Origin of the sequence: Lachnoclostridium sp. An169 (assembly GCF_002160525.1) — a bacterium.
In the GTDB taxonomy this organism is placed as follows: domain Bacteria; phylum Bacillota; class Clostridia; order Lachnospirales; family Lachnospiraceae; genus Mediterraneibacter; species Mediterraneibacter cottocaccae.
This window is the reverse complement of record NZ_NFKT01000012.1, coordinates 43,315-66,253: the sequence shown is the minus strand read 5'-3', so window position 1 is coordinate 66,253 and position 22,939 is coordinate 43,315. Positions and strand designations below refer to the sequence as shown.

20 protein-coding genes are annotated in these 22,939 nt (G+C 50.5%); 1 reads left to right on the top strand and 19 read right to left on the bottom strand.

The window, feature by feature from the left end:
- Nucleotides 1-99: 99 nt before the first annotated feature.
- Together B5F07_RS10130 and B5F07_RS10125 are read right to left on the bottom strand one after the other, a co-directional pair.
- On the bottom strand, nt 100-1,446 hold the full coding sequence (locus tag B5F07_RS10130; protein ID WP_087161166.1) for an ABC transporter substrate-binding protein: 1,347 nt from the start codon (nt 1,444-1,446) through the stop codon (nt 100-102).
- A gap of 268 nt (nt 1,447-1,714) precedes the next feature.
- A complete protein-coding gene (locus tag B5F07_RS10125; RefSeq protein ID WP_087161165.1) occupies nt 1,715-2,611 on the bottom strand; it encodes a helix-turn-helix transcriptional regulator in 897 nt (298 codons plus the stop codon).
- A 293-nt stretch (nt 2,612-2,904) separates the two neighbouring features.
- Between B5F07_RS10125 and B5F07_RS10120 the strand changes: the two genes are divergently transcribed.
- Nucleotides 2,905-5,004, top strand: a complete 2,100-nt coding sequence (locus tag B5F07_RS10120) for a glycoside hydrolase family 3 C-terminal domain-containing protein (protein ID WP_087161164.1) — start codon at nt 2,905-2,907, stop codon at nt 5,002-5,004.
- A 14-nt stretch (nt 5,005-5,018) separates the two neighbouring features.
- Here the strand turns inward: B5F07_RS10120 and B5F07_RS10115 are convergent, their stop codons facing one another.
- The 17 genes from B5F07_RS10115 to B5F07_RS10035 all read right to left on the bottom strand — a co-directional run bounded on the left by B5F07_RS10115 (nt 5,019) and on the right by B5F07_RS10035 (nt 22,751).
- Nucleotides 5,019-5,804, bottom strand: a complete 786-nt coding sequence (locus B5F07_RS10115; RefSeq protein WP_087161163.1) for an urease accessory protein UreD — start codon at nt 5,802-5,804, stop codon at nt 5,019-5,021.
- 4 nt (nt 5,805-5,808) lie between these two features.
- Nucleotides 5,809-6,417: an urease accessory protein UreG gene (gene ureG / locus B5F07_RS10110; RefSeq protein ID WP_087161162.1), complete on the bottom strand. Its 609-nt coding sequence runs from the start codon at nt 6,415-6,417 to the stop codon at nt 5,809-5,811.
- 59 nt (nt 6,418-6,476) lie between these two features.
- Nucleotides 6,477-7,160, bottom strand: coding sequence for an urease accessory protein UreF (locus B5F07_RS10105; protein ID WP_162613105.1), 684 nt, complete (start codon nt 7,158-7,160; stop codon nt 6,477-6,479).
- Nucleotides 7,153-7,677, bottom strand: a complete 525-nt coding sequence (locus B5F07_RS10100; protein WP_162613104.1) for an urease accessory protein UreE — start codon at nt 7,675-7,677, stop codon at nt 7,153-7,155. Before B5F07_RS10100 ends, B5F07_RS10105 begins: the two co-directional genes overlap by 8 nt.
- 28 nt (nt 7,678-7,705) lie before the next feature.
- Nucleotides 7,706-9,418, bottom strand: a complete 1,713-nt coding sequence (gene ureC / locus B5F07_RS10095; protein WP_087161159.1) for an urease subunit alpha — start codon at nt 9,416-9,418, stop codon at nt 7,706-7,708.
- Nucleotides 9,411-10,103: an urease subunit gamma gene (gene ureA / locus B5F07_RS10090; protein WP_087161158.1), complete on the bottom strand. Its 693-nt coding sequence runs from the start codon at nt 10,101-10,103 to the stop codon at nt 9,411-9,413. The genes ureC and ureA overlap by 8 nt, the downstream gene beginning before the upstream one ends.
- Before the next feature lie 13 nt (nt 10,104-10,116).
- A complete protein-coding gene (locus B5F07_RS10085; RefSeq protein WP_162613103.1) occupies nt 10,117-11,523 on the bottom strand; it encodes an MATE family efflux transporter in 1,407 nt (468 codons plus the stop codon).
- Nucleotides 11,524-11,546: 23 nt separating this feature from the next.
- Nucleotides 11,547-12,395: a MerR family transcriptional regulator gene (locus B5F07_RS10080; RefSeq protein ID WP_087161156.1), complete on the bottom strand. Its 849-nt coding sequence runs from the start codon at nt 12,393-12,395 to the stop codon at nt 11,547-11,549.
- Between the two features lie 18 nt (nt 12,396-12,413).
- Entirely contained in the window at nt 12,414-13,394 is a 981-nt protein-coding gene (gene speB / locus B5F07_RS10075; RefSeq protein WP_087161155.1) for an agmatinase, read from the bottom strand.
- Nucleotides 13,395-14,384 carry an agmatinase gene (gene speB, locus B5F07_RS10070; RefSeq protein ID WP_087161154.1) on the bottom strand — a complete coding sequence of 330 codons (990 nt, stop codon included), beginning with the start codon at nt 14,382-14,384 and terminating at the stop codon, nt 13,395-13,397.
- A gap of 15 nt (nt 14,385-14,399) precedes the next feature.
- A complete protein-coding gene (gene speB, locus B5F07_RS10065; RefSeq protein WP_087161153.1) occupies nt 14,400-15,416 on the bottom strand; it encodes an agmatinase in 1,017 nt (338 codons plus the stop codon).
- Nucleotides 15,417-15,492: 76 nt separating this feature from the next.
- Nucleotides 15,493-17,172 (bottom strand): ammonium transporter, encoded by a 1,680-nt coding sequence (locus B5F07_RS10060; RefSeq protein ID WP_087161152.1) that lies wholly within the window; start codon nt 17,170-17,172, stop codon nt 15,493-15,495.
- A 25-nt stretch (nt 17,173-17,197) separates the two neighbouring features.
- Complete coding sequence (locus B5F07_RS10055; protein ID WP_087161151.1) at nt 17,198-18,838, bottom strand: ABC transporter substrate-binding protein; 1,641 nt, start codon at nt 18,836-18,838, stop codon at nt 17,198-17,200.
- Nucleotides 18,835-19,842, bottom strand: coding sequence for an ABC transporter ATP-binding protein (locus B5F07_RS10050; protein ID WP_087161150.1), 1,008 nt, complete (start codon nt 19,840-19,842; stop codon nt 18,835-18,837). Before B5F07_RS10050 ends, B5F07_RS10055 begins: the two co-directional genes overlap by 4 nt.
- A gap of 4 nt (nt 19,843-19,846) precedes the next feature.
- Nucleotides 19,847-20,842 (bottom strand): ABC transporter ATP-binding protein, encoded by a 996-nt coding sequence (locus B5F07_RS10045; RefSeq protein WP_087161149.1) that lies wholly within the window; start codon nt 20,840-20,842, stop codon nt 19,847-19,849.
- The gene (locus B5F07_RS10040) at nt 20,839-21,777 is read right to left on the bottom strand and encodes an ABC transporter permease (RefSeq protein ID WP_087161148.1); all 939 of its coding nucleotides are present in this window, start codon (nt 21,775-21,777) and stop codon (nt 20,839-20,841) included. Before B5F07_RS10040 ends, B5F07_RS10045 begins: the two co-directional genes overlap by 4 nt.
- A 26-nt stretch (nt 21,778-21,803) precedes the next feature.
- The gene (locus B5F07_RS10035) at nt 21,804-22,751 is read right to left on the bottom strand and encodes an ABC transporter permease (RefSeq protein ID WP_162613102.1); all 948 of its coding nucleotides are present in this window, start codon (nt 22,749-22,751) and stop codon (nt 21,804-21,806) included.
- Between the last annotated feature and the right edge of the window lie 188 nt (nt 22,752-22,939).

Genomic DNA, 22,939 nt, shown 5'->3' with positions numbered 1-22,939 from the left:
AGTGTGGCGTCCACACTCTGTTCTGATTATGAACGCCACACCTTAAGTTACAGTTTCATAAAATCCGCCGCAGCATTCATCACTGAACGGTTCTTATCTTTACTTGAAAAGTGCCTCTGCATCCGCATAAGTCTTGTCAGCGGCTTCTTCCGCAGTGATCTCACCGAACACAACCTGGTCGATGTAGTTTCTGTAGTTGTCTACAACCTGATCCTGTCCTGCCGGGCTTAATACGTTGAATTCCTCCGGTACTTCATATGTGCTGATCAGATCCATGTAGTCATACATGATCTTCTGTCCGTCTGTCGCGTTTGAAGACAGAGACTCTCTTACGGAATCCGGAATCGGGATACCTCTTTCTCCCTGAAGTATATCGTTACACTCTGTAGAGTTTACAAACCAGTTGATAAACTCTGCAGCATCTTCTTTGTACTCGCTGTCCTCTGATACACAGAGCATCTGGGAAGACTGTGTTACGATACCTGTCGGACCGTCTGACTTGATTCTCGGAAGCGGAGCCAGTGCAAGCTCACGTCCGTCTGCCGCGCATACATCATAGATGGTCGGGAACTGGTTGACAGCTACCCATGTCATACCTGCCTCGCCTGTTACAAGGAAGTCGTTCTCGATGTTTGTGATCTCTGCCGCAGCTCCGGAATCCGGATAGGAGCCTTCCTCGATCATGTCTGCTCTCATCTGGATGTACGGTGTCAGCATCTGCGGGTCGTCGAATCCCATACCTGTCAGGTCGATGTTGAAGAAGTTATAGTCTCCTGCATGCTCGCCATACTGTGCGATGTATGTAGAACATCCTGCAATAAACTCAGATGATCCGAAAGAAGAGCATCCGAAGATTCCCAGTTCATCATGGATCTTTGTCGCTGCTTCATAGTAGTCATCCCATGTCCAGCCGTCCTTCGGAAGCTCCGCTCCTGCCTCCTCGAAGATCGCCGGATCGTACGCGATTCCGTAAGCGTTTACACCAAGGGAAAGTCCAATCAGATTTCCTTCGGTATCCTCTGTTGTCTTCAGATATGCGTCGGAGATATCGGAAGTATCGACAATTCCGGAATCCACATACTCATTCAGGAAATGGATCTTGTCCATGTATTCCGGGAAGTTTCCTCCAAGCTGGAAGATATCCCATACCTGATCGGAAGCAACCAGTGTTTTCAGTTTTGTGAAGTAGTCATCGAATGAGTAGTATTCATATTCGATGTTGATATCCGGATGCTCTTTCTCGTAGAGCTCAATCGCCTGCATTGTGATGTCATGTCTTGTCTGGGAGCCCCACCACGCCATACGCAGTGTCTTCTGCTCGCCGTTGTCTTCTGTTGTCTGCGCATTGTCAGAACCTTTGTCTGCATCTCCGCCGCTGGAGCATGCTGCCAGACCCACAACCATGGCTGCCGCCATCAACAAAGCTAAAATTTTCTTTTTCTTCATACCTTTGTCCTCCTTTTTTCTTAATGAGTGATTTTTGTTCATCCGTGTCACCTCATGTAAGTATTTTAACAACCCGCCACCGGCAATAATACGTTGTTTATGTATATGTTGACAAACAAACCGCTGTTTTTTTGTCTTTTCGTATTCAAATCATCCAAAGCAAAAAAACTGTACTGTTGAACCTTTTTGTAACTGCTTTCACAACACTTCCGCAGCACTTTCACAACGCTTTGTTCAGGGTCATATACTGCCGTACAGGATGCCGGAATTAAAAAGGAGAATTATGTATTTTTCTGAACTGACTTGGCGTACATCCTCTCATCTGCTTAAACATTCTGTTAAACGCCGAAAGAGACTCATACCCGCAGAGCATCGCCGTCTCCGCCACCGTGCGTTCCGGGTCGGCGAGAAGACGCTGGGCACACATGATTCTCTGCCGGTTGAGATATTTATAGAAGGTCACGCCTGTAAAATCCCGAAACAGATGGGCAAAGTGATATTTGCTGAATCCCGCTGTTTTCGCGGTCTGTTCCAGAGTGATCTGTTCCGTGCAGTGCTCCCGTATATATTCGCATACCGCTGTAATCCTTTCCCTGTTTGCATTGTCCCTTTCCGTCCGACACCTGCCCTCACCGTTCTTCCCGGTCACCGCCTTTTCTTCCCGGGACGCGGCAAAGATCCTCCCTGCCAGAGAGAGCAGCCGGAAGAGCCCCGCATAAACTGCGATTTCCGAAAATGGCTCTTCCCCGAAATAGTCTGCCCGGATCTGTTCCATCGTCCCGGCAGCTTCTTTCCACATCACTTCCGGCGCTTCTCTTCCGATCACAGTAAGCGGTGGCAGAACCGAGAAGAGGATATCAAGCTCCCGGATCTGAGGGAAACAGGAAATATCCGCCTGGATAAACATCCGCTTTCCTCTTGGAGGCGCCTCCAGGGCATGCACTGCCCCCGGGGCAATCAGCGCCACCTCCCCCTCTCCGACTGTCCGGCGGATATTGCCACACTCCACGGTATATTCATTTTCCAGAGGCATGAGTACCTCCAGGGGAATATGCCAGTGGGCTGCAAAATCATCTGTTATTGAATTGATAAAAACCTTCACATGTCCGTTGTCCTGGAATTTTACCGGCTCAAAAGGCTGTTCCTGCTCTGCTTTTCTTTCCATAATTATTACACTAATTTCCCTATATCTGATTTTTCCTGCAAAATCGCATTTTTTATTCAACCATCATACTGCAAAATCGCATTTTTTTGAAGATATAATTTGTTTTTCCCCTGCAGTTATTTTATTCACTCCACAATTTTCTCTGTGCAGCCCCATCAAACAAAAGCACAGAAAAAAATCGCAAGATCCGCTCACCGGTTCGCAAGAATTAAAAGGACAGAATACTTCTGTTCTGATAAACTAAATATAAGTTTTTCTGAATTATTACATTTACATCCAAGGAGGAAATAATCATGAACAGAGAGGAAGCAAGAAAAAAGGCAGAAGCCCTCGTCGGGCAGATGACGCTTATGGAGAAGGCAAGCCAGCTCCGCTATGACGCACCGGCAATCCCGCGTCTTAATATTCCCGCATACAACTGGTGGAACGAGGCGCTCCACGGGGTTGCCCGCGCCGGCACAGCTACGGTATTTCCGCAGGCGATCGGCATGGCAGCCACTTTTGATGAAGAACTGCTGCACAGCACCGGCGAAGTCATTGCCAGAGAAGGACGGGCAAAATACAACGCCGCATCCGCCCTGGATGACAGAGACATTTACAAAGGGCTTACCTTCTGGGCGCCCAACGTCAACATCTTCCGCGATCCCCGATGGGGACGTGGACACGAGACCTACGGGGAGGATCCTTATCTGACCAGCCGTCTCGGGGTAGCTTATATAGAAGGAATGCAGGGAGACGGGGAGACTATGACTGCGGCTGCATGCGCCAAGCACTTTGCCGTACACTCCGGCCCTGAGGCATGCCGCCACGAATTCGACGCACAGGTCGGAGAAAAAGACCTGCGCGAGACATACCTGCCTGCATTTGAGGCATGTGTGAAAGAAGCCCACGTGGAATCTGTCATGGGCGCCTATAACCGGGTAAACGGCGAGCCCTGCTGCGGAAGCTATATGCTTCTGCGGGATATTCTCCGCGGGGAATGGGGTTTTGAGGGACATGTCGTTTCTGACTGCTGGGCGATCAAAGACTTTCACGAACATCATATGGTGACCGGCACAGCTGCACAGTCCGCAGCCCTGGCTATCGACGCCGGATGCGATCTGAACTGCGGCTCCACCTATCTCCATCTGGTGAACGCCCACAAACAGGGGCTGGTCACAGAGGAACAGATCACCGAGTCAGCGGTCCGCCTGTTCACAACCCGCTATCTGCTTGGTCTCTTTGACAAGACGGAGTACGACTCCATCCCCTATGACACGGTAGAATGCCCGGAACATCTGGCTCTGAGTGAACGGGCTGCCAGAGAGTCCGTCGTTCTCCTGAAAAATAACGGCATCCTGCCTCTGAAAAAAGAAACGATCCGCACCATCGGGGTAATCGGACCAAACGCGGACAGCCGTGCTTCCCTGATCGGCAACTACCACGGAACTGCTTCCGAGTATATCACTGTTCTGGACGGGATCCGCAGATATGCGGGAGACACCGTGCGCATCCTCTACTCCGAGGGCAGTCATCTCTTCCTGAACAAAACCGAAGGGCTTGCCTGGGATTTCGACCGTCTGAGCGAAGCCCGCACGGTGGCAAGAAACAGCGACGTTGTGATCCTCTGTCTGGGACTGGACGAGACTCTGGAAGGGGAGGAAGGCGATACCGGAAACAGCTATGCCTCCGGCGATAAGACAGATCTGCAGCTTCCGGAATCCCAGAGAAAACTGATGGAGGCTGTGGCTATGGAAGACACGCCGGTCATCCTCTGTCTGATGGCGGGAAGCGACATCGATCTCTCCTTCGCCGCAGAGCATTTCGACGCCATTGTCGATCTGTGGTACCCCGGCGCCCGGGGCGGAATGGCTGCTGCAGAGATTCTCTTCGGCGACTGCTCTCCTTCCGGCAAACTGCCCGTGACCTTCTACGAATCTCTGGAACAGCTGCCGGACTTTGAAGATTATTCCATGAAGGGACGCACCTACCGGTATATGGAAGGGAAGGCACAGTATCCCTTCGGATTCGGTCTGACCTATGCGGATACCGAGGTCACCTCCGTAAAAGTAAGCGGGAAAGAGAAAGATGCACTCTGCCTGGAAGTGCAGATGGAAAACAGAAGCTCCGTACCCACGGACGACGTGCTCCAGATCTACATCCGCGACCTGGAATCTCCGTTCGAGACGCCCCATCCCCATCTTGCGGCATTCCGGCGCGTCCACCTGAACGGAAACGGGCAGCTTTGCACAAATATTTCCCTGCGCGCGGACTGCTTTACCGTGGTAGATGAAAACGGGAAACGGTTCCGGGACGGAAAGCGCTATGAGATCTTCGCCGGATTCTCCCAGCCGGATGAAAGAAGCGCGGAACTGACCGGAAAGAAACCGGTAAGGATCGAATACGAAGGGTAGGCAGTCCCTGAGTTTCACTGCTCCATCCCCAGCGCCCCCGCTGCCCCGGCAAAGATTTCCTCGATATCCTGGGCTGTCCGGGCAAGAACTCTGAGGCAGATCCCCTTCCGTGCCTCGGTGATTCCCCCGGCAGTCCGGCCCATGCCGGATTCCTGCTTTTCCCGCTTTTCCTGATACCATTCCAGGAAAAGGCGCTGCTTTTCCTCCGGGCCGTAATAATAGAACGTCCCCTGGTGTGTAAAACCGTCAAAAAAGAACATGCTTTCCAGTTCCATATGTGCCGGATGGAGAAAGCAGTGATCCATCCACACGGGGATCCCGTCCATCTCCACGCAGATTCGGTTCCGGTAGCTCCGGAATGCGAACTTTTCCCCCATTCCCGTGCGGCCTGCTGCCAGAATATCCGTGCAGGCGAACTCACTGTCACGGTCTAATTCCACATGAAGTTCCCCTTCATAGCTGCTCCCGGCAAAGGGAATCACCGCACAGGGATTGTAATACAGGGAGGCTCCCCGTTCCACCCGAATATACTGGGACTTCTTCGCTCCTTCCGGACCGGTATCAAATATCTTCGTGTAGGACTGATCTGTCATCAGCGTCTTTGTTCCCTCTCCGCAGCGGATATCATATACAAATTCATCCCCTTTGAGAATTCCGGCGGATGCCATCATAAAGACAACATTCAGCCTGTCCCGCTCTGCGTCCGGTGTCCCCAGCTTCAGGGGACTGGTAAAATAGCTGTCCCCGATTATACTTCTCCCGTTTTTTCTGACAATCTGCAGTTTAAGTTCTGTCAGCATTGTTTTACAGATCCTCCATCAGAACATTTTTCTTAATCCAGCTGATCACAGCATCCACGCTGTTTCCTTCCATAAGGTTCGTAAACAGGAAATCCCGGCCTTTGCGCATGCGCTCGGAATCCCGTTTCATGACTTCCAGACTTGCCCCCACCATGGGCGCAAGATCCGTCTTGTTGATGACAAGCAGATCCGAACGCGTCACTCCCGGTCCGCCTTTTCTTGGAATTTTTTCTCCCTGTGCCACATCAATGACGTAGATCGTTGCATCCGCCAGGTCAGGGCTGAATGTGGCGGACAGATTATCCCCGCCGCTCTCGATAAAAATAATCTGCACATCCGGAAATTTTTCTGCCATCTCTTCCACAGCCTCCAGATTCATGCTGCAGTCCTCCCGGATGGCCGTATGCGGACAGCCGCCGGTCTCCACACCCATAATCCGCTCTGCCGGCAATGCCGAATTTTTGATCAGGAACTCCGCATCCTCTTTTGTATAGATATCATTTGTGATAACACAGATGGAATAGTCCTGTGACATTTTCCTCGTAATCCGTTCGATTAAAGCCGTTTTCCCGGATCCCACCGGACCTCCCACGCCGATTTTTACATATGACATTGCGATCTCCTCCTTTGTGATATGTACGTCTTTGCCCTATAAGCCTTTTATGATATATGCTAAGACATATACTGTCTGGAATACAAATGCTCATGATTCATACAGTGTACTTCATACGCAGTCCCCGATATCCCGATGTCCGACAGCTCCACAGCCACAGCCTGATTCACTGCATGCTCAAGTCTTTCCAGTGATTCAAAGAGAACCCGCTGTCCTGCCATCTGGCTTAAGGGGACCAGTTTCACCGCATTATTCACGATTGCCGACAGGCTGCTGTATCCGTACATCGTAAGCGCTTCCTCCTGGGGGAAACCGAGTTCAGCCGCATAAAGACCGAGAGCTGCCGGCATGAAGCCCAGCAGCTTTTTCTCTTTTATCTGTTCTTTGTACCACCGCAGTTCTCCCGTGCAGTCCCCCATCGCCTCGCGCGCCTTGACATAACGGCTGCACATACGTATGCTCCCGAGACGGATTTCCTTCGCGCCTTTCACTGCTGCGGCAACAGCGTCAAGAACCGACAGATATTCCCGGTTGCCGGCATTGCGGTATGCCAGGGACATAATTCCCAGATCCTGATAAGGGAATGTCTGCAGAAAACTGTTCAGATATTCGCCCAGGTCTTCCTCCGATCCGATCCGTTCCCGCAGGACATAATCCTCCAGCCCGTTGGAGAGAGTAAAGGCGCCAACAGGGAAGAAAGCGTCTACAGACTGGAGGATCTTAAGAAAATTCCTTTTATCCATGCGCATACCTGCTTTCGTAAGAATGTTCCGGCATATGAGCGCCTTCATGCAGACGGCTGTGTACATGACCGCCTTCATGCGAGTGTCCGTGCGCATGGCAGACCGTAAAGTCCGTGAACTTTTCTTTTACTTTTTCCGGGGCAAATCCAAGCTTTTCCAGATATTCAAAAGTTGGCCTGTCATATGGCACACGGACCACATTTTCTCCGATGGATACAGAGAGATGCCGGTTCCCGAGTTCAAAGCAGAGCCGTCCCATCTCCTTCATCGAATGCACCTTCACCCGGGTCAGGTCGCAGGGCAGAACCTCTACCACCAGAACCCGTCCCGCATCGTCATACAGGACATCTCCGTCATGAAGCCGCTGATCGATCCGGATTCCCACTTCTTCGCCGCTCTCTGACGCCCTGCGCAGCAGCTTTTTGTCCAGTTCATACCATTCCAGGAAAAAGCGGTCCGTCTCCTTTCCCTCCATCGGGTAATCTGATATATTTCCCAGTATTTCTTTCACCAGCATCTCATATTCTCCTTCCATTCATCTGCTCTCAGAACAGGAAATATCTCTGTGTCAGCGGCAGTTCCTCCGCTGCTTCACAGGTGATCAGCTTCCCGTCGACGCGCACCTCATATGTCTCCGGATTTACCCGGATATCTGCAATAACGTCGTTGTTCTTCATGTCTTTTTTCCCGATATTCCTGCAGTTTTTCACGGGAAGTACCTGTCTCTGCAGGGAAAGGCGCTCCTTAATCCTGCTCTCATATGCCGCTTTTGACACAAAGGTAATACAGCTTCTCTTTTCTGCCAGACCGTAGCCGCCGAACATCTTCGTATATACCACCGGCTGCGGCGTCGGAATGGAGGCGTTGGCATCCCCCATCCTGGAAGCCATGATAAAGCCTCCTTTTATGATCATATCCGGCTTCACCCCGAACATGGCGGGATTCCAGAGGACAAGATCCGCCATCTTTCCAATCTCCACAGACCCGACGTATTCCGAGACGCCGTGGGTGATGGCAGGATTGATCGTATATTTTGCGATATATCTTCTGACACGGAAATTGTCATTCCTCTCGCTGTCCTCCGGAAGCGGTCCACGCTGCTTTTTCATCTTGTCTGCAGTCTGCCATGTTCTCGTGATGACCTCGCCGACACGTCCCATGGCCTGGGAATCCGAACTCATCATGGAGAAGATCCCCATGTCGTGCAGCACATCCTCCGCCGCAATGGTTTCCGGACGGATCCGGGAATCCGCAAATGCAATGTCCTCCGGAACTTTTTTGTCCAGATGATGGCAGACCATCAGCATATCCAGATGCTCGTCCAGTGTATTCCTCGTATAGGGCATGGTCGGGTTCGTAGAAGACGGAAGGACATTCGGAAATGATGCTGCCCGGATAATGTCCGGTGCATGTCCGCCGCCCGCGCCTTCCGTGTGGTATGTATGGATCGTCCTGCCCTTAAATGCATTTACCGTATCCTCCACAAAACCCGCCTCATTCAGCGTATCCGTATGAATCGCCGCCTGCACATCATATTTGTCACACATGGTCAGGCAGTAGTCGATTGCCGCAGGCGTGGAACCCCAGTCCTCATGAAGTTTCATGCCGCAGGCTCCCGCCTCGATCTGCTCTGCAATGGTTTCCAGACTGGAGGAATTGCCTTTTCCCAGATATCCGAGATTCACCGGAAGCTCCTCAGATGCCTCCAGCATCTTTTCGATGTTAAACCGCCCCGGCGTACATGTGGTGGCGTTTGTCCCGTCAGCCGGTCCGGTTCCTCCTCCGATCATGGTAGTGATCCCGCTGTAAAGAGCCGTTTCCACCTGAGTCGGGCTGATAAAATGGATGTGGGTATCCAGACCCCCGGCAGTCACAATCAGACCTTCCCCGGCGATCACCTCTGTTCCGGCACCGATGATCAGGTTCGGATCCACACCGGCCATGATGGCAGGATTGCCGGCTTTCCCGATGCCGCAGATCTTCCCGTCCTTTATCCCGATGTCCGCTTTTACGATTCCCCAGTAGTCCACGATCACGGCACTCGTGATCACCGTATCCGGGCACCGGCTGTCAGGTACCGTACAGGACTGCCCCATGCCGTCGCGGGTAGATTTGCCTCCGCCGAATTTCGCCTCTTCACCATAAGTGGCATAATCTTTCTCAACCTCAATTATCAGAGAAGTATCTGCCAGACGGATGCGGTCGCCTGTGGTCGCCCCGTACATATCCGCATATTTTGCCCTGCTGATCTTATTCATCCTGATCCACCCCCTTGAAACCTCTTTCTTTCGCTGTTTTGAGCGCCTTTTCCTTCACTGAAGGATCATCCATCTTCCCTTCCACGAGGCCGTTCAGGCCGTAGCCTTCCCGGGTGCCTCCGATCTCCACCAGACTGACCCGCCTGGTTTCTCCCGGCTCAAAGCGTACCGCCGTTCCTGCCGGAATATCCAGGCGCATGCCGTAAGCCAGGTTTCTGTTGAAATCAAGGGCTTTATTCACCTCAAAGAAATGGAAATGGGAACCGACCTGGATGGGGCGGTCCGCCGTGTTGGTCACAGTGATCTGCGCCGTATCTTTTCCGGCGTTCAGCTCGATCTCCCCCTCCTCAGTGATAAGTTCGCCCGGCTTCAGCCTGCCGTTTCCACGGATCGGATTATGTACCGTCACAAGTTTTGTCCCGTCCGGAAACGTGGCCTCGATCTGAATCTCATGGATCATCTCCGGCACACCGTCCATCACTTCATCACAATCCAGCATCTTTGCCCCCATGCTCATGAGTTCCGCAACCGTATGCCCTTCTCTTGCCAGTTCCAGAAGTTCGGAACTGATATAGGCAACCGCCTCCGGGTAGTTTAATTTCAGTCCCCGGTCTTTTCTTTCTTTTGCGAGATTCCCTGCCAGATGAAGCATCAGCTTATCTGTCTCTCTTGGTGTCAAGCGCATCTTTCATCCTCCTTTACTCGCCCGTTACAGCCTGAGCCTGATCCGTTTCCTTATACAGCATGTGCAGCCACTTTCCGGAGCGGAAACGGAAATACCCCAGGGGCAGCTTATACAGCTCAAGTACAATATATGCAAAGTAAATGACCACCACATTCGTGTGCAGCAGCAGACCGGTGATCAGTGTCCACGGCATGCCGACAAACCAGATACTTCCCATATCCATAAGTGTTACATATGACGTATCGCCTCCGCTCCGGAATATTCCTTCCACATTGATACTGTTATTTACATTCAGCAGAATATAGAGACTCAGCACAAGCATGCACTGGGAAACATAATTTCCCACCTCTGTTCCTTCTATTGAATAGATGTAGAGCATAAGCGGTCTGACAGCGAGAACAGCAAGTCCGGATACAATTCCGACAACCATTGCCGCAGCATGGAATTTTTTGCAGAAACGGTTGACTCTTCCCACATCGCCCTTTCCGATCTCGTTGCCCACGATGATGGCGCTGGCTCCGCAGAAAGAACCGGAAAAGATCTTGGAAAGCTGCTGCAGAGTCTGCATGATACTCATGGCTGCCAGTGCATCCGTACCGGCACGTCCGTATATAATGAAGTAGATCGTCGTTCCAAGCTGCCATAACATCTCATTTGCAATAAGCGGAAGTGCCTTTTTAAAGAACGCTTTCACAAAGGTAAGGTTATAGACAAAAATATTTCTTGCATCCCGGAAGATCACATTGCCTGATACCTTGATATAAACGATAAGGATAATCAGCGACACGATACGGCAGATCACTGTACCGATCGCGGCTCCTGCCACTCCCATTGCCGGGAATCCCAGTTTCCCGTAGATCAGGATATAGCTGATCACACAGTTCACAATGACAGAGATAATACTTTCTATCATTGTGACTTTCACCTTATTCATGCTCCGCATCATGTGCTCCAGCGGGAAGATGACGCTCATCAGGAAATACGCCAGAACTACCGTGCGCATATATTCCACCGCAAGATCGACAACCAGAGGATCATCCGCAAAAAAGTGGATGAGCCGCTCCGGTATAAGGATGACGATGGCGGAAAAGAATACGCCTGCCGCAACCGTAACCGTCACAAGTACCCCGAAAATCTTCTGAAAGCTCTTATAATCCTTTTTTCCCCAGTATTGAGCCATGAACATCGCACATCCGCTGCAGCTTCCATACAGGAAACCGTTATAAAGGGTCATCAGTTTGTTGGACGCTCCGATGGCCGCGATCGCCTCCGTGCCAACCGAACTGATCAGCAGCTGATCGACGAAATTGCTGCTCTGTGTAAAAACCGACTGGATCAGCAGCGGCAGAACTGTGGCAAAAATCATTCTGAAAAACTGTCTGTTTTCTGCCTTCGCATTATAGCTTACTGCAGTTTCCATAAACCTCCACCTTTCTCTTTCAGTCAACATTTCATTACCGGAATCTGCAGCTCGACCAGCGTTTCATCAAAATGATCCGTAAGTGTAATGTCAATCTGATAAATCTGATAAAAGAACCCTTCCTGTTCCAGATGGTTCTTTTTCATGTAGTCCTCTATCTTTTCAAAAAATTCCGAACATGTCGCCCAGAATCCGTTGTAATACGCGCATACATAATGCCCGGCAGGTATTCTCCTGAAATATTCTGATTTTCTGTATTTCCTGTCACACAGAATAAACGGAGCGGCCTCAAAGCGCTCGCCGGGCTTCAGTTCCTCTGTTATCCGGCACAGCTGCATGCCGCTGTATACTCCGAGGCGGTTCGACGCCAGAACAGGCGCCACTTCATCCATGGAAGCCTCCAGTCTTGTCAGGGCATAACTGATATCCTCTTTCTCCGGCTCCATCCGCCCGTAAGTCACCATATAACGTTCCGGCAGGTCCGACTCAAATATTCTGCCTGCCGGAGGCATGTCCTTAATACTGTTCATAAAGGCGATCTTTTCGGCAATTACCTTCTCGACCGCCTTTTTTTCCTGAATTTCCTTTACCAGCTGTTCATGATATTTCTTCAGCAGTTCCATGGATTTGCGGACATTCCGGTTATTGAAATATTCTTTTATCTCGGTAAGCCCCATGCCGAGCTGCCTTAACTCTTTGATCGTGCCGAGTTTTTCGTACTGGCTGATCGTATAGTAGCGATATCCGCTGGAGGGATCCGTGTATGCCGGCTTGAACAATCCGATCCGGTCATAATGGCGCAGCGTCTCTGTCGTAACTTTCCTCAATTTCGCCATCTCGGAAATCGACAGAAGATTGTCTTTCTTATCCATAAGATCCCTCCTCACATCTTAGTCCTGTTCCTTTTCCTTCTCCGTCAGTTTGTTATATGCAATACATGTCACCAGTTTTGCCAGCACATTGTTTGCCGAGATTGCCGTCGTCTCCGACGGATCGAAGAACGGCTCCACTTCCACCATGTCAGCACCCACGATATTCAGCCCGGGCAGAGCATTTTCGAGGATCATCATGGCATCATACACTGTGAATCCTCCGGTTACCGGTGTTCCTGTACCCGGTGCATACGCAGGATCCAGGAAATCAATGTCGAATGTCACAAGACACGGCATATTCCCTACCTTTCTGCGGATCCGCTCTGCCGCTTCCTCATAGGAAATGGCGTGAAGTTCTTTTGCGTAAAGGATCTCTCTGCCGTAATTCTCTGTATACTCATCATTCATCTTCGGCGAGCCGGTCCTTATCCCGATCTGTATCGTATGGTTTCCGTCAAGGAACCCTTTCCTCATGGCATTGCTGAACGGATTACCGTGGGTATAGATCTCTTTTGTGGGACTCATGTGATACATTCCCGTGTCCAGATGGGAATCAAAGTGAATCATTGCCATGGGACCGTATACCTGATAGTAGGCTGCCAGTTCCGGAAACGTGATGGAATGGTCTCCTCCCACAATTACCGGAGTTGCCCCTGCATCCAGGATCTTTTTCGTCTGCTCGGTAATCAGTGCAAAATCATCCAGCAGATATCCACCCATTAATTTGAAATCTCCGGTATCCACAATCTTCAGTTTGTCTCCGATATTGATATCCAGCACTTCGTCAACCTTACAGCCTTTATAAACTCTGCTTCTCAAATATTTCGGTCCCATTTTCGTCCCGGGGCGGTTGCTGGTCGCAAGATCAAACGGGATGCCGGCAAGAGCAATATCCACTCCCTCAAGATCTGTGCAGTAGTCCAGATTCAGGAAACTGTTCAGCGCATTTCCGTCCGAAATGTTTCTCGGCTGAAATCTTTCCGGTATTCTCTCCAACATTTATTTGCCCTCCTTTTCTGCCTTGTTCTTCGATAGTACAACCAGGAACTGTACGACAAGATATCCTGCAAAAAGTCCGGTTATCTGCGCCGGATCATAGTCCTCGGTCACCTCCACAATATCGAACCCTCTGATGTCCAGTCCCGTCAGCCCCTGGCGGACCAGTTCATATGCCTCATAGGAGGTAAATCCTCCCGCCACCGGTGTTCCGGTTCCGGGGGTGTAGACCGGGTCGAGGAAATCCACATCAAATGTCACAATACAGGGCGCATCCTTCACCTGTGCGCGGATCCTCTCTGCACACTCCTCAGGACTCATCTTATGGAGCTCCCTTGCCGTAATGACCTCCATCCCGTTCTCCTCTGCGAATTTAAGGCGGTGGCTGTCCATGTAGCCGCGGATCCCGATCTGAATGGAATGTGCCGCATCGAGGAATCCGTCTTCAAACGCCCGGCGGAACGGCGTACCGTGGGTAAACTTACGGTTTTCCGGAGTATCCGTCGTATCGTTATGGGAATCAAAATGAATGATCGCTACGGGTTTCCCCGCACTCTCTGCATACGCCCTCAGCTCCGGATATGTAATGGAATGGTCGCCGCCAAGCGCAATCGGCGTACATCCGTGATCCAGGATATTTTTCATATGTTCATAGATGACCTGAAACGATATTTCCGTGTATCCGTTTTTCACCGGGATATTGCCGTAATCCATTCCTTTCAGGTTTCTGATCACATAGTGTGCATCCTGGGAATAGATGCCCTTTTCATTGATCCCGGCAATACTGTGGACTCCTGCACGGATTGCCCGCGGGCCGAACCTTGCCCCTGCCCTTCTGGATGTACAGGTGTCATAGGGGATCCCCACAACACAGAAATCTTCATTGTCAAACTCTCTCTTCAACGGAATGCCGCCGAAAGACGCCATAGCAAGCCCGTATGTATTTTCGTCAATCTGCTTTCTGATTTCTTCGGGTATTGTTTCATTCCACATTTTTTGTCTGCCCCCTTACTGCTTCTTTTCCATGTATGTATATTCCCGGATTCCTGCTTTTTTCGCTGCGATCGCCGTAATAAATTCACCGACGAGTTTGTTCGCCAAAAGCTGTGTATTTTCTGTGGGGTCATAATTCGGCGCCACTTCCACCAGATCGAATCCGACAACGTCGAGTCCGGTAATCGCTGTTCTGACAAGTTCCAGTGTCTCCCAGGAAGTAAATCCTCCCGGCACCGGAGTCCCGGTTCCCGGCGCGATGGCAGGATCGACAAAGTCAATATCAAATGTCACCATAACCTTGTTGTTTCCGACCTTTTCCCGGATCTTTTTCGCCGCCTCATATACCCCCATTTTGTGAAGGTCTGTCGCAAAGATCTGCTCCAGGCCGTTCTCGTGAGCGAAATCGTAATCATGCTCGCTCTTCATAATGCCCCGCATTCCCACCTGGATGGAAGTCTTCGGATCGATACATCCTGTCAGAATCGCATTGCGGAAGGGATTGGCATGTGTGGGGAAATCCAGGGACTCCTCACCGCCCCATGTATCCGTATGGGAATCAAAATGGATCAGAGATACGGGACCATAGACATCCCGGTAAGCGAGCAGTTCCGCGTAGGTAATGGAGTGATCCCCGCCGAGCGCTACCGGAATCACGCCTGCCTCAAGGATTTTCCCGATCTCTGCCTTAATATTCTCAAAGCTCTGTTTTGTGTCTCCGTTCTGCACCTGAATGTCGCCGTAGTCCACTCCGGAGAGTGTTTCAGCGGCATACACATCCGTGCCGTATACATAGTTGATTCCACCGTATGCCTCACGGATGGCTTTCGGACCGAAACGTGTCCCCGGCCGGTTGCTGGTCAGTGTGTCAAACGGGATTCCGACCACAACATAATCTACATCTTCCAGCGTTCTCATATAGGGAAGTCTTCCGAAAGTTCCCGGCGCCACATCCATGTCACCGCTCTTTCCCGTGAGCCAGTCGGCAGGCGTATACTTCGGCTGCTTTCTTTCTTCCATATTATTGTCCATTTATCTCTCTCCTTTCCTGAACGGGAAACTGTACGGCAGCTTCCCTGCATATCCGGAACATCAGGGAGGGAACGCTTTATTCAAGCGCTTCCCTGCCCTCTTCTCCGGTACGTACCTTAATAACCTGAGCCACATCATATACAAAAATCTTTCCGTCACCGATATGTCCGGTGTGGATTGTCTTTTTGATCGTATTGATCAGCAGCCCGAGAGGCACGGTAAAGATTACAATCTCAACCTTCACTTTCGGAAGCAGATGGGATTCCAGTTCCGTTCCTCTGTAATATTCGCGGTTTCCTTTCTGCATGCCGCATCCGCTTACATTCGTCACTGTCATTCCTGTAATGTCGATCCGGTCAAGCGCCCGCATCAGTGCCTCCAGGCGGTTCGAGTTCATGATAACAACCACTTTGTGCATCCTGCCGTCGGCTTTCATATACTCCTCCGGAAGCGGTTCCTGATCATCCAGATCACTGTCAAGGTCAATCTGATCGATCAGTTTCGCAGGAGAAGGAATGGTTCCGTAATCTGCGGTCACGCCGGTATGGATCTGAACCAGCCCGTGTTGGGACTCATCCAGGCCTTTGATCTCATCCTCCTCGCTGACACGCAGCCCCATGGTCTTTTTGATAATCATATATACAATCGTCATTGAGACAAGCACCCAGAGGAAAACGACAAGTGTTCCAAGTATCTGCACCCCAAAAAACTGAAATCTTCCGGTGTGAAGGAAACCCGCTCTCAGCGAAAAGACTCCGGTCAGGACCGTGCCGAGCATTCCGCTGACTCCGTGGGCGCTTGCCGCGCCCACCGGATCATCGATCTTTAATTTCTGATCCACAAACTCCACTGCAAATACGACTACGAATCCTGCGATACATCCGATGCACAGAGCTCCGAATGCACTGACTTCGTTACATCCTGCCGTGATGGCCACAAGACCGGACAGGGCGCCGTTGATCGTCATGGTCGGATCCGCCTTTCCGTAACGTCTCCAGCTCACCATCAGCGCCACAAAGCATGCTGCGGCAGCAGAGATTGTAACATTCAGAACGATATTGCTTACCGTCTGGATCGCCTCGTCTCCGGTCAGGCTCAGTGTAGAACCTGCATTGAATCCGTACCATCCGAACCAGAGAAGAAAGATTCCCAGTGTTCCGAAAGAGATACTGTGTCCGGGAATTGCCCGGGATTTTCCGTCTTTCGTATATTTTCCGATCCTGGGTCCCAGGATCTTTGCTCCCACCAGCGCGGCGGTGCCGCCCACCACATGGACTGCCGTAGATCCGGCAAAATCATGGAATCCCAGTTCCCGGAGCCATCCTCCCTCATTCCAGATCCAGCATCCGGAGATCGGGTAGACAATGGCGCTGATCACAGCAGCGACCACCAGATAAGCGCTGAACTTCGTGCGCTCTGCCATGGCTCCTGAAACAATCGTTGATGATGTGGCACAAAACATGATCTGGAATACGAGGTATGCGTTTCCCGGATAATCCACTCTCGAGTAATCTCCCCGGGAGAAGATATCCAGTTTCCCGATAATTCCGTGGACAGCATCATTGTGCATCAGACTGAATCCGACAATCCAGAACACCAGCGCGCCGACCACAAAATCCATCAGATTTTTCATGGCGATATTGCCGGCATTTTTTCTCCTCGTAAAGCCTGTCTCCAGCATGGTAAATCCTGCCTGCATCATGAAGATGAGCACAATGGCAACCATCATCCACAATGTGTCTATTGCTGAATACATTGCAACGCCTCCTTACTCACCATCCTTACTTCAGATGTACATTCGCCACACTGAAGTTCCAGAAGAAGTTCGGACCTTCTTCATAGTCAAACCGGTCGTTGATAATATAGGTATCATTGGTCTCATAAAGCGTAACATACGGACAGTCGTCCACTGCTATCTTCATTGCCTGAAGCATCAGATCCGAACGAACCTGATCATCCGTCTCAAGGTAGGACTGATCCAGAAGGGAATCAAATTCCTCATTTGTGTAGGCTGCATAATTGGCTCCGCCCTGGTAATTACTTCCGCCCCACAGCATATTTCTCATATATCCCGTAGGATCGAGCCAGTCAGATACCCAGCCGGTATAGAGCATATCGTATACCCGATATCCATTTTCATCCGTTGTATATCCATACCGGATAGAGAATGAATCGGAATTCTGTATCTCAACAATATTCATGGTAATCGGCAGTCCGGATTCCTTGATCATGGACTGAATTGCCTCACATCCTGCCTTGTAAGTCGGAGTAGTGTACATGTTAAACTCAAATCCATCCGGGCTGTTGGACGCCGCCAGTGCCTCTGCTGCTTTTGTGTAATCCTGCTGATAGGATTCCAGAGTATCATTTGCCTCATTCCATGCATCCTCATCCAACAGGAACATACTTCTCGGAAGGATAAAGGCTCCTTGCTCTTTAGAATATTTTCCGCCGATGAGACTGGTCAACGCGCTCTTATCTATGCAGTAAGCCACGGCTTTCCTGGCATTCACATCATCAAAGGGTGCCCTTGCGGTATTAAATGCAAGGAAGGATGTCGTTGTCGCATCATAATTGGTAATCGTCATATTCTTACATGATTCATAAGTAGGAAGTGTTGCCGAAGTAAGACCTCTCGTGTAATCGATCTGTCCGCTCTGGGCCGCCAGCGCTCTTGAAGTGTCATCCGCAATCACTTCATAGACAACTTTGTCCACATCCAGGGAATCGGGATCATTCCAGTAGTACGGATTCTTCACTGTGACGATCTCAGAGCCTGAATCCCAGCTCTCCAGCATATACGGGCCGGTGCCTACGCAGGATCCGTTGATCTGTCCGTAGTTGTCGCCTTCCGCCTCTACTACCGCTTTCTCCACTACCGTACAGGGCGAAGTCGCCGGAACATATTTCCATGTGGCATCCGGCTGTTTCAGATGGACCGTCAGCGTCCAGGTATCCGGATCTGCCTCCCAGTAATCCACACTGTTGAAAAGATAACTCATGGAGTACGCCTCATTTGTGACCCGCTCCATGGAATAGAGCACATCATCCATGGTCATGTCATTTCCATCGCTGAACTTGACTCCCTCACGGATCTTGTATGTATAGGTCGTATCGTCCACCTGCTCCCAGCTCTCCGCCAGACAGGGCTCCACATCCAGGCCGTCCATGCTGAAATTCAGCAGGGTGTCATAGCAGTCGTAACTGATCAGGGTACAGGCTGATGTATTAAAATCCTTCGGATCCATGGACGGTGGTTCCGTGCCGAAGCCGATCGTAAATACCACCTCGTCCCCGTCACTTCCGGAACTGCCTCCGGATGAAGACTGTCCCTGATTTCCTGCGCCCGATGAACTGCATCCGGTGATCAGGGAAACTGCAAGTGCTGCTGCCATTAGTGTCTTTACCAGTCTCTTCTTCATAACATCCTCTCCTCTTTCATCATTTTTTCATATCCAATCGGATAGTGACATGCCACATAATGTCCGCCGCCCATATTCTTAAGTTTCGGCGTCCGGTTGCTGCAGAGTCCCTCCTTAAAACGGGGACACCTGTTGGCAAATCTGCAGCCCTCCTGTACATTTATGGCGTTCGGAATCTCCCCTTCCAGAAGGATGCGCTCCTTCTTTTCCAGAGGATGTTCCTTTGGCTTTGCCGAGATCAGCGCCTGTGTATAGGGATGGAGTACATTCTTATACACGTCTTCTGTTTTTCCCATCTCAACGATCACGCCGAGATAGACTACGGCAACTTTATCACAGACATGCCTTACTACCGTAAGGTCATGTGAGATAAACACAATCGTCTGGCCCTTCTCTTTTTTCAGATTTATCATGAGATTGAGCACCTGCGCCTGCACCGATACGTCCAGTGCCGATACCGGTTCATCCGCCAGAAGGAAATCCGGCTGTACCAGAAGCGCTCTGGCTATCGCAAGTCTCTGGAGCTGTCCGCCTGAAAGTTCTTTTGGAAGTCTGCTCAGCACATCTTCCGAAAGATTTATATAATTCACCCACTCGCTGATCCTCGCCTCCATCTCATCTTTCGACACTTTATACACCTTCCCGATCTCCCGGAAACTCGCACCGATCGTCTTCTTCGGGTTGAAGGATGCCAATGGATTCTGGAAGATCATCTGCATCTTCTTCCGGTAGGGTTTCATCTGTTTTACGGAGAGGTCGCTGATCTTCTCTCCCTCATACCAGATTTCACCGGAATCTATATCAATAAACCGCAGGAGGCATCGTCCTATGGTAGATTTCCCGGAGCCGCTCTCCCCGATGATCCCGAAGATCTCTCCTTTTCTCACCGAGAAGCTGACATAATCCACCGCGTGGAGATAACGGGCCTTCGCCTTGTCCAGCTTTCCTCCGTCCACCCGGAAATATTTCCGGATATTTTTCACTTCGATTAATTTCTCTGCCATAGACTTATTCCTCCTCCCCTTTTTCAAAATTGTGACAGGCAACGGAATGGGTTGCGCTTATCATCACATACTCCGGAAGGCTGCTTCTGCACTTTTCTGTAGCATAACTGCATCTCGGTGCAAAGGGGCATCCGGTAAACTGCTCATACAAGAGGGGCGGCGTACCCGGGATCGTCTTCATATATTCCCCCCGGTCGCTTTCCTTCGGGTTGCTCTCCAGCAGAGCCCGCGTATAAGGATGCGCCGGATGGTCGAATATTTCGAGAATATTTCCGCTCTCTACCACACGGCCCGCATACATGACGGATACGGAATCACAGACCTCCGCGATCACTCCCAGGTCATGCGTGATAAAGATAACCGATGTTCCGCTTTCCCGCTGAAGCTCCTTGATCAGATCCAGGATCTGTGCCTGAATCGTCACATCAAGCGCTGTGGTGGGCTCGTCTGCAATCAGCAGTCTGGGCTGGCAGGAGAGTGCCATGGCGATCATAATCCTCTGAAGCATTCCACCGCTCATCTCAAAGGGATACTGCTCATATCGTTTCTCCGCCGGCAGGATTCCCACCTTTTCAAAAAGTTTCAGCGTCTCCTCCCTGCTCCCCTGTTTGTCCAGACCTTTCTTTGCGCGGAGCTGCTCGGCCACCTGCTCTCCCACTTTCATAATGGGATCCAGCGCGGTCATGGGATCCTGGAAGATCATGGCAATCTCTTTTCCGCGAAGCGCGGTCATCTGCTTTTTATTCAGAGAGAGAATGTCTACCTCTCCCTCCCCGGAAGCGAAATTGATATGCCCGCCATACTCCGTTTTCTCGTCATCATGGAGTCTCAGAATCGCCTTTGTGGATACACTCTTTCCGCATCCGCTCTCACCGACGACTCCATGTACCTCACCTCTTTTTACTGTCAGATTCACTCCCTGCACTGCATAAATGATTCCGCGGACGGTCATCAGGCTGACACAGAGATCTTCTGTCTCTAAAATATTCTCTTCTCTCATGCTTTTCCCTCCACGCCTGATACATTCTTCGCTAATCCTGCTTTCTGGGGCACCAGAAATTTCTTCCGGTACTTTTTGAAAGAAGGAAGTTTTCTCTGTTCCGGATCAATGTATGCCTGGATGCCGTCGCTCAGGATATTCACAGAGATCGCAGTGATCATAACCGCCAGCGCCGGCGCTATCAGCAGAACCGGATTCAGATACAGCATATCCATGCCATCCTTCAGCAGGGTTCCCCAGTCTGCCCCCGGCGCCTGCACTCCAAGTCCCAGATAACTCAGAGTGGCCATTGCCGTGATGGCAGATCCGATATCCAGTGTAAACTGGGCAATCATTGTCGTGATAATATTGGGAAGAATATGGATAAAGATGATTCGCGCATCCGAGTATCCAAGCGATCTTGCCGCTTCCACATAAACCGCGGTCTTCTCCGTCATCATCAGTGATCTTGAAAGCTTGGCCGTCAGCGGTGTATATACAATGCCGATGGCAAGGACGCCGGAATAGGTTCCCGTTCCAAATGCAGCCACAATGATGAATGCCAGAAGCAGGCTGGGGATGGAACAGACGATATCCCAGATCCTCATGACCAGGTCATCCAGCTTTCCGCCGTAATATCCGCAGAGCATTCCGATGGGAACGCCGACGACAACCTCGAACGCTACGATCAGGATCGCATTAAATATGGAAGTCTGCGCCCCGCAGAGAAGTCTGGAAAACAGATCTCTTCCGATCCGGTCGGTTCCCAGAATATGTCCCGGACTGAAAGCCCTGGCAAGAGAAGCGTTATAATCTGTCGCCTCCGGCGAATAAGGTGCTATCACATGGGCGAAAACCGCAGACAGCAGAATAATAAGCAGGATCGTTCCGCTGACAATAACCGGTACGGTAAAAAAAGTTCCGTTATTGGATTTTCTTCCTTTCTCCTTTTTCATTTCTCTCTACCTCCCTGTTTATACATCTATTTCAGTTTCACCCGGGGATCCACAATCACATACATGATGTCCACCACGAGGCTCATAACCAGGTAAACGAGAAGCATAAACATAACCAGAATCTGTACTACCGGGAAATTATGTGCCTGTACTGCGGAGATCAGCAGACCTCCTATGCCCGGCAGTGAAAAGATCTGTTCGATCAGCACGGTACCTCCTATGGCGGATGCAAAACTCATACCTGCGACGGTAAGTACCGGAATGACTGCATTGTGAAACGCATGCTTATATGTAATCTGCCGGTCAGGGATTCCCTTCGCCTTTGCAGTCACAATATAGGGCGACTGCAACTGGGAAGTCATGCTGCTCCGGGTGACACGGCCCAGCAGTGCCAGATGCCCCAGCGCCATGATAAATGCCGGTACGCTGATCCTCTGGAAAAACTCCGCCGTATTGCTGAAGCTTCCGACAAACGAATAACCGGGTACAAACTGAACCAGTATAATCAGTACGAAGATACTGACGAGGAAGCTCGGCACACTGGAAAAGAACAACATAAATAAGGAAATAGCGGTATCGATCGGTTTATTCCGGTGAAGTGCTGCAATCACTCCAAGGATGATGGCAAACACCATACCAAGAACCGAACTGATCAGCACCAGTCCGAGTGTAACCGGGATTCTGGAAGAAATCAGTTCTCCTACATCCTGACCGCTCGTGTAGTCAATTCCGAAATTCCCGGTGACCACTCCCCTGAGCCAGTCGAAATACTGCAGAAGCTTCGGCTGATCCAGGCCATATTCCTGAATGACCCTCGCCCTTACCTCCGGTGTAGACTGTCGCTCGCCGATTATGATCGCTGCCTCATCGATGTTTGTGATCCTCAGCAGGAAAAAAATCAGAAATGAAACAATCAGCAGAATCGGAATCATCATAAGAATTCTCTTTGCGATATACCTCACGTAGTCCCGCATATTATCCTCTCCTCTCTTTTCGGGAAATAAAAAAAGGGATGGCTTTTTTGCCATTCCCTCGTTGGAATCCTGTCGTGATTCTTGTTGCTGTGCATATTACGCGCAATTTTGGAGGCTGTCAATGCTTTTTTTTAATATTTTTTATTTTATATTTTCTTAATTGACTTTTGTTCTACACAAAGGTTTAT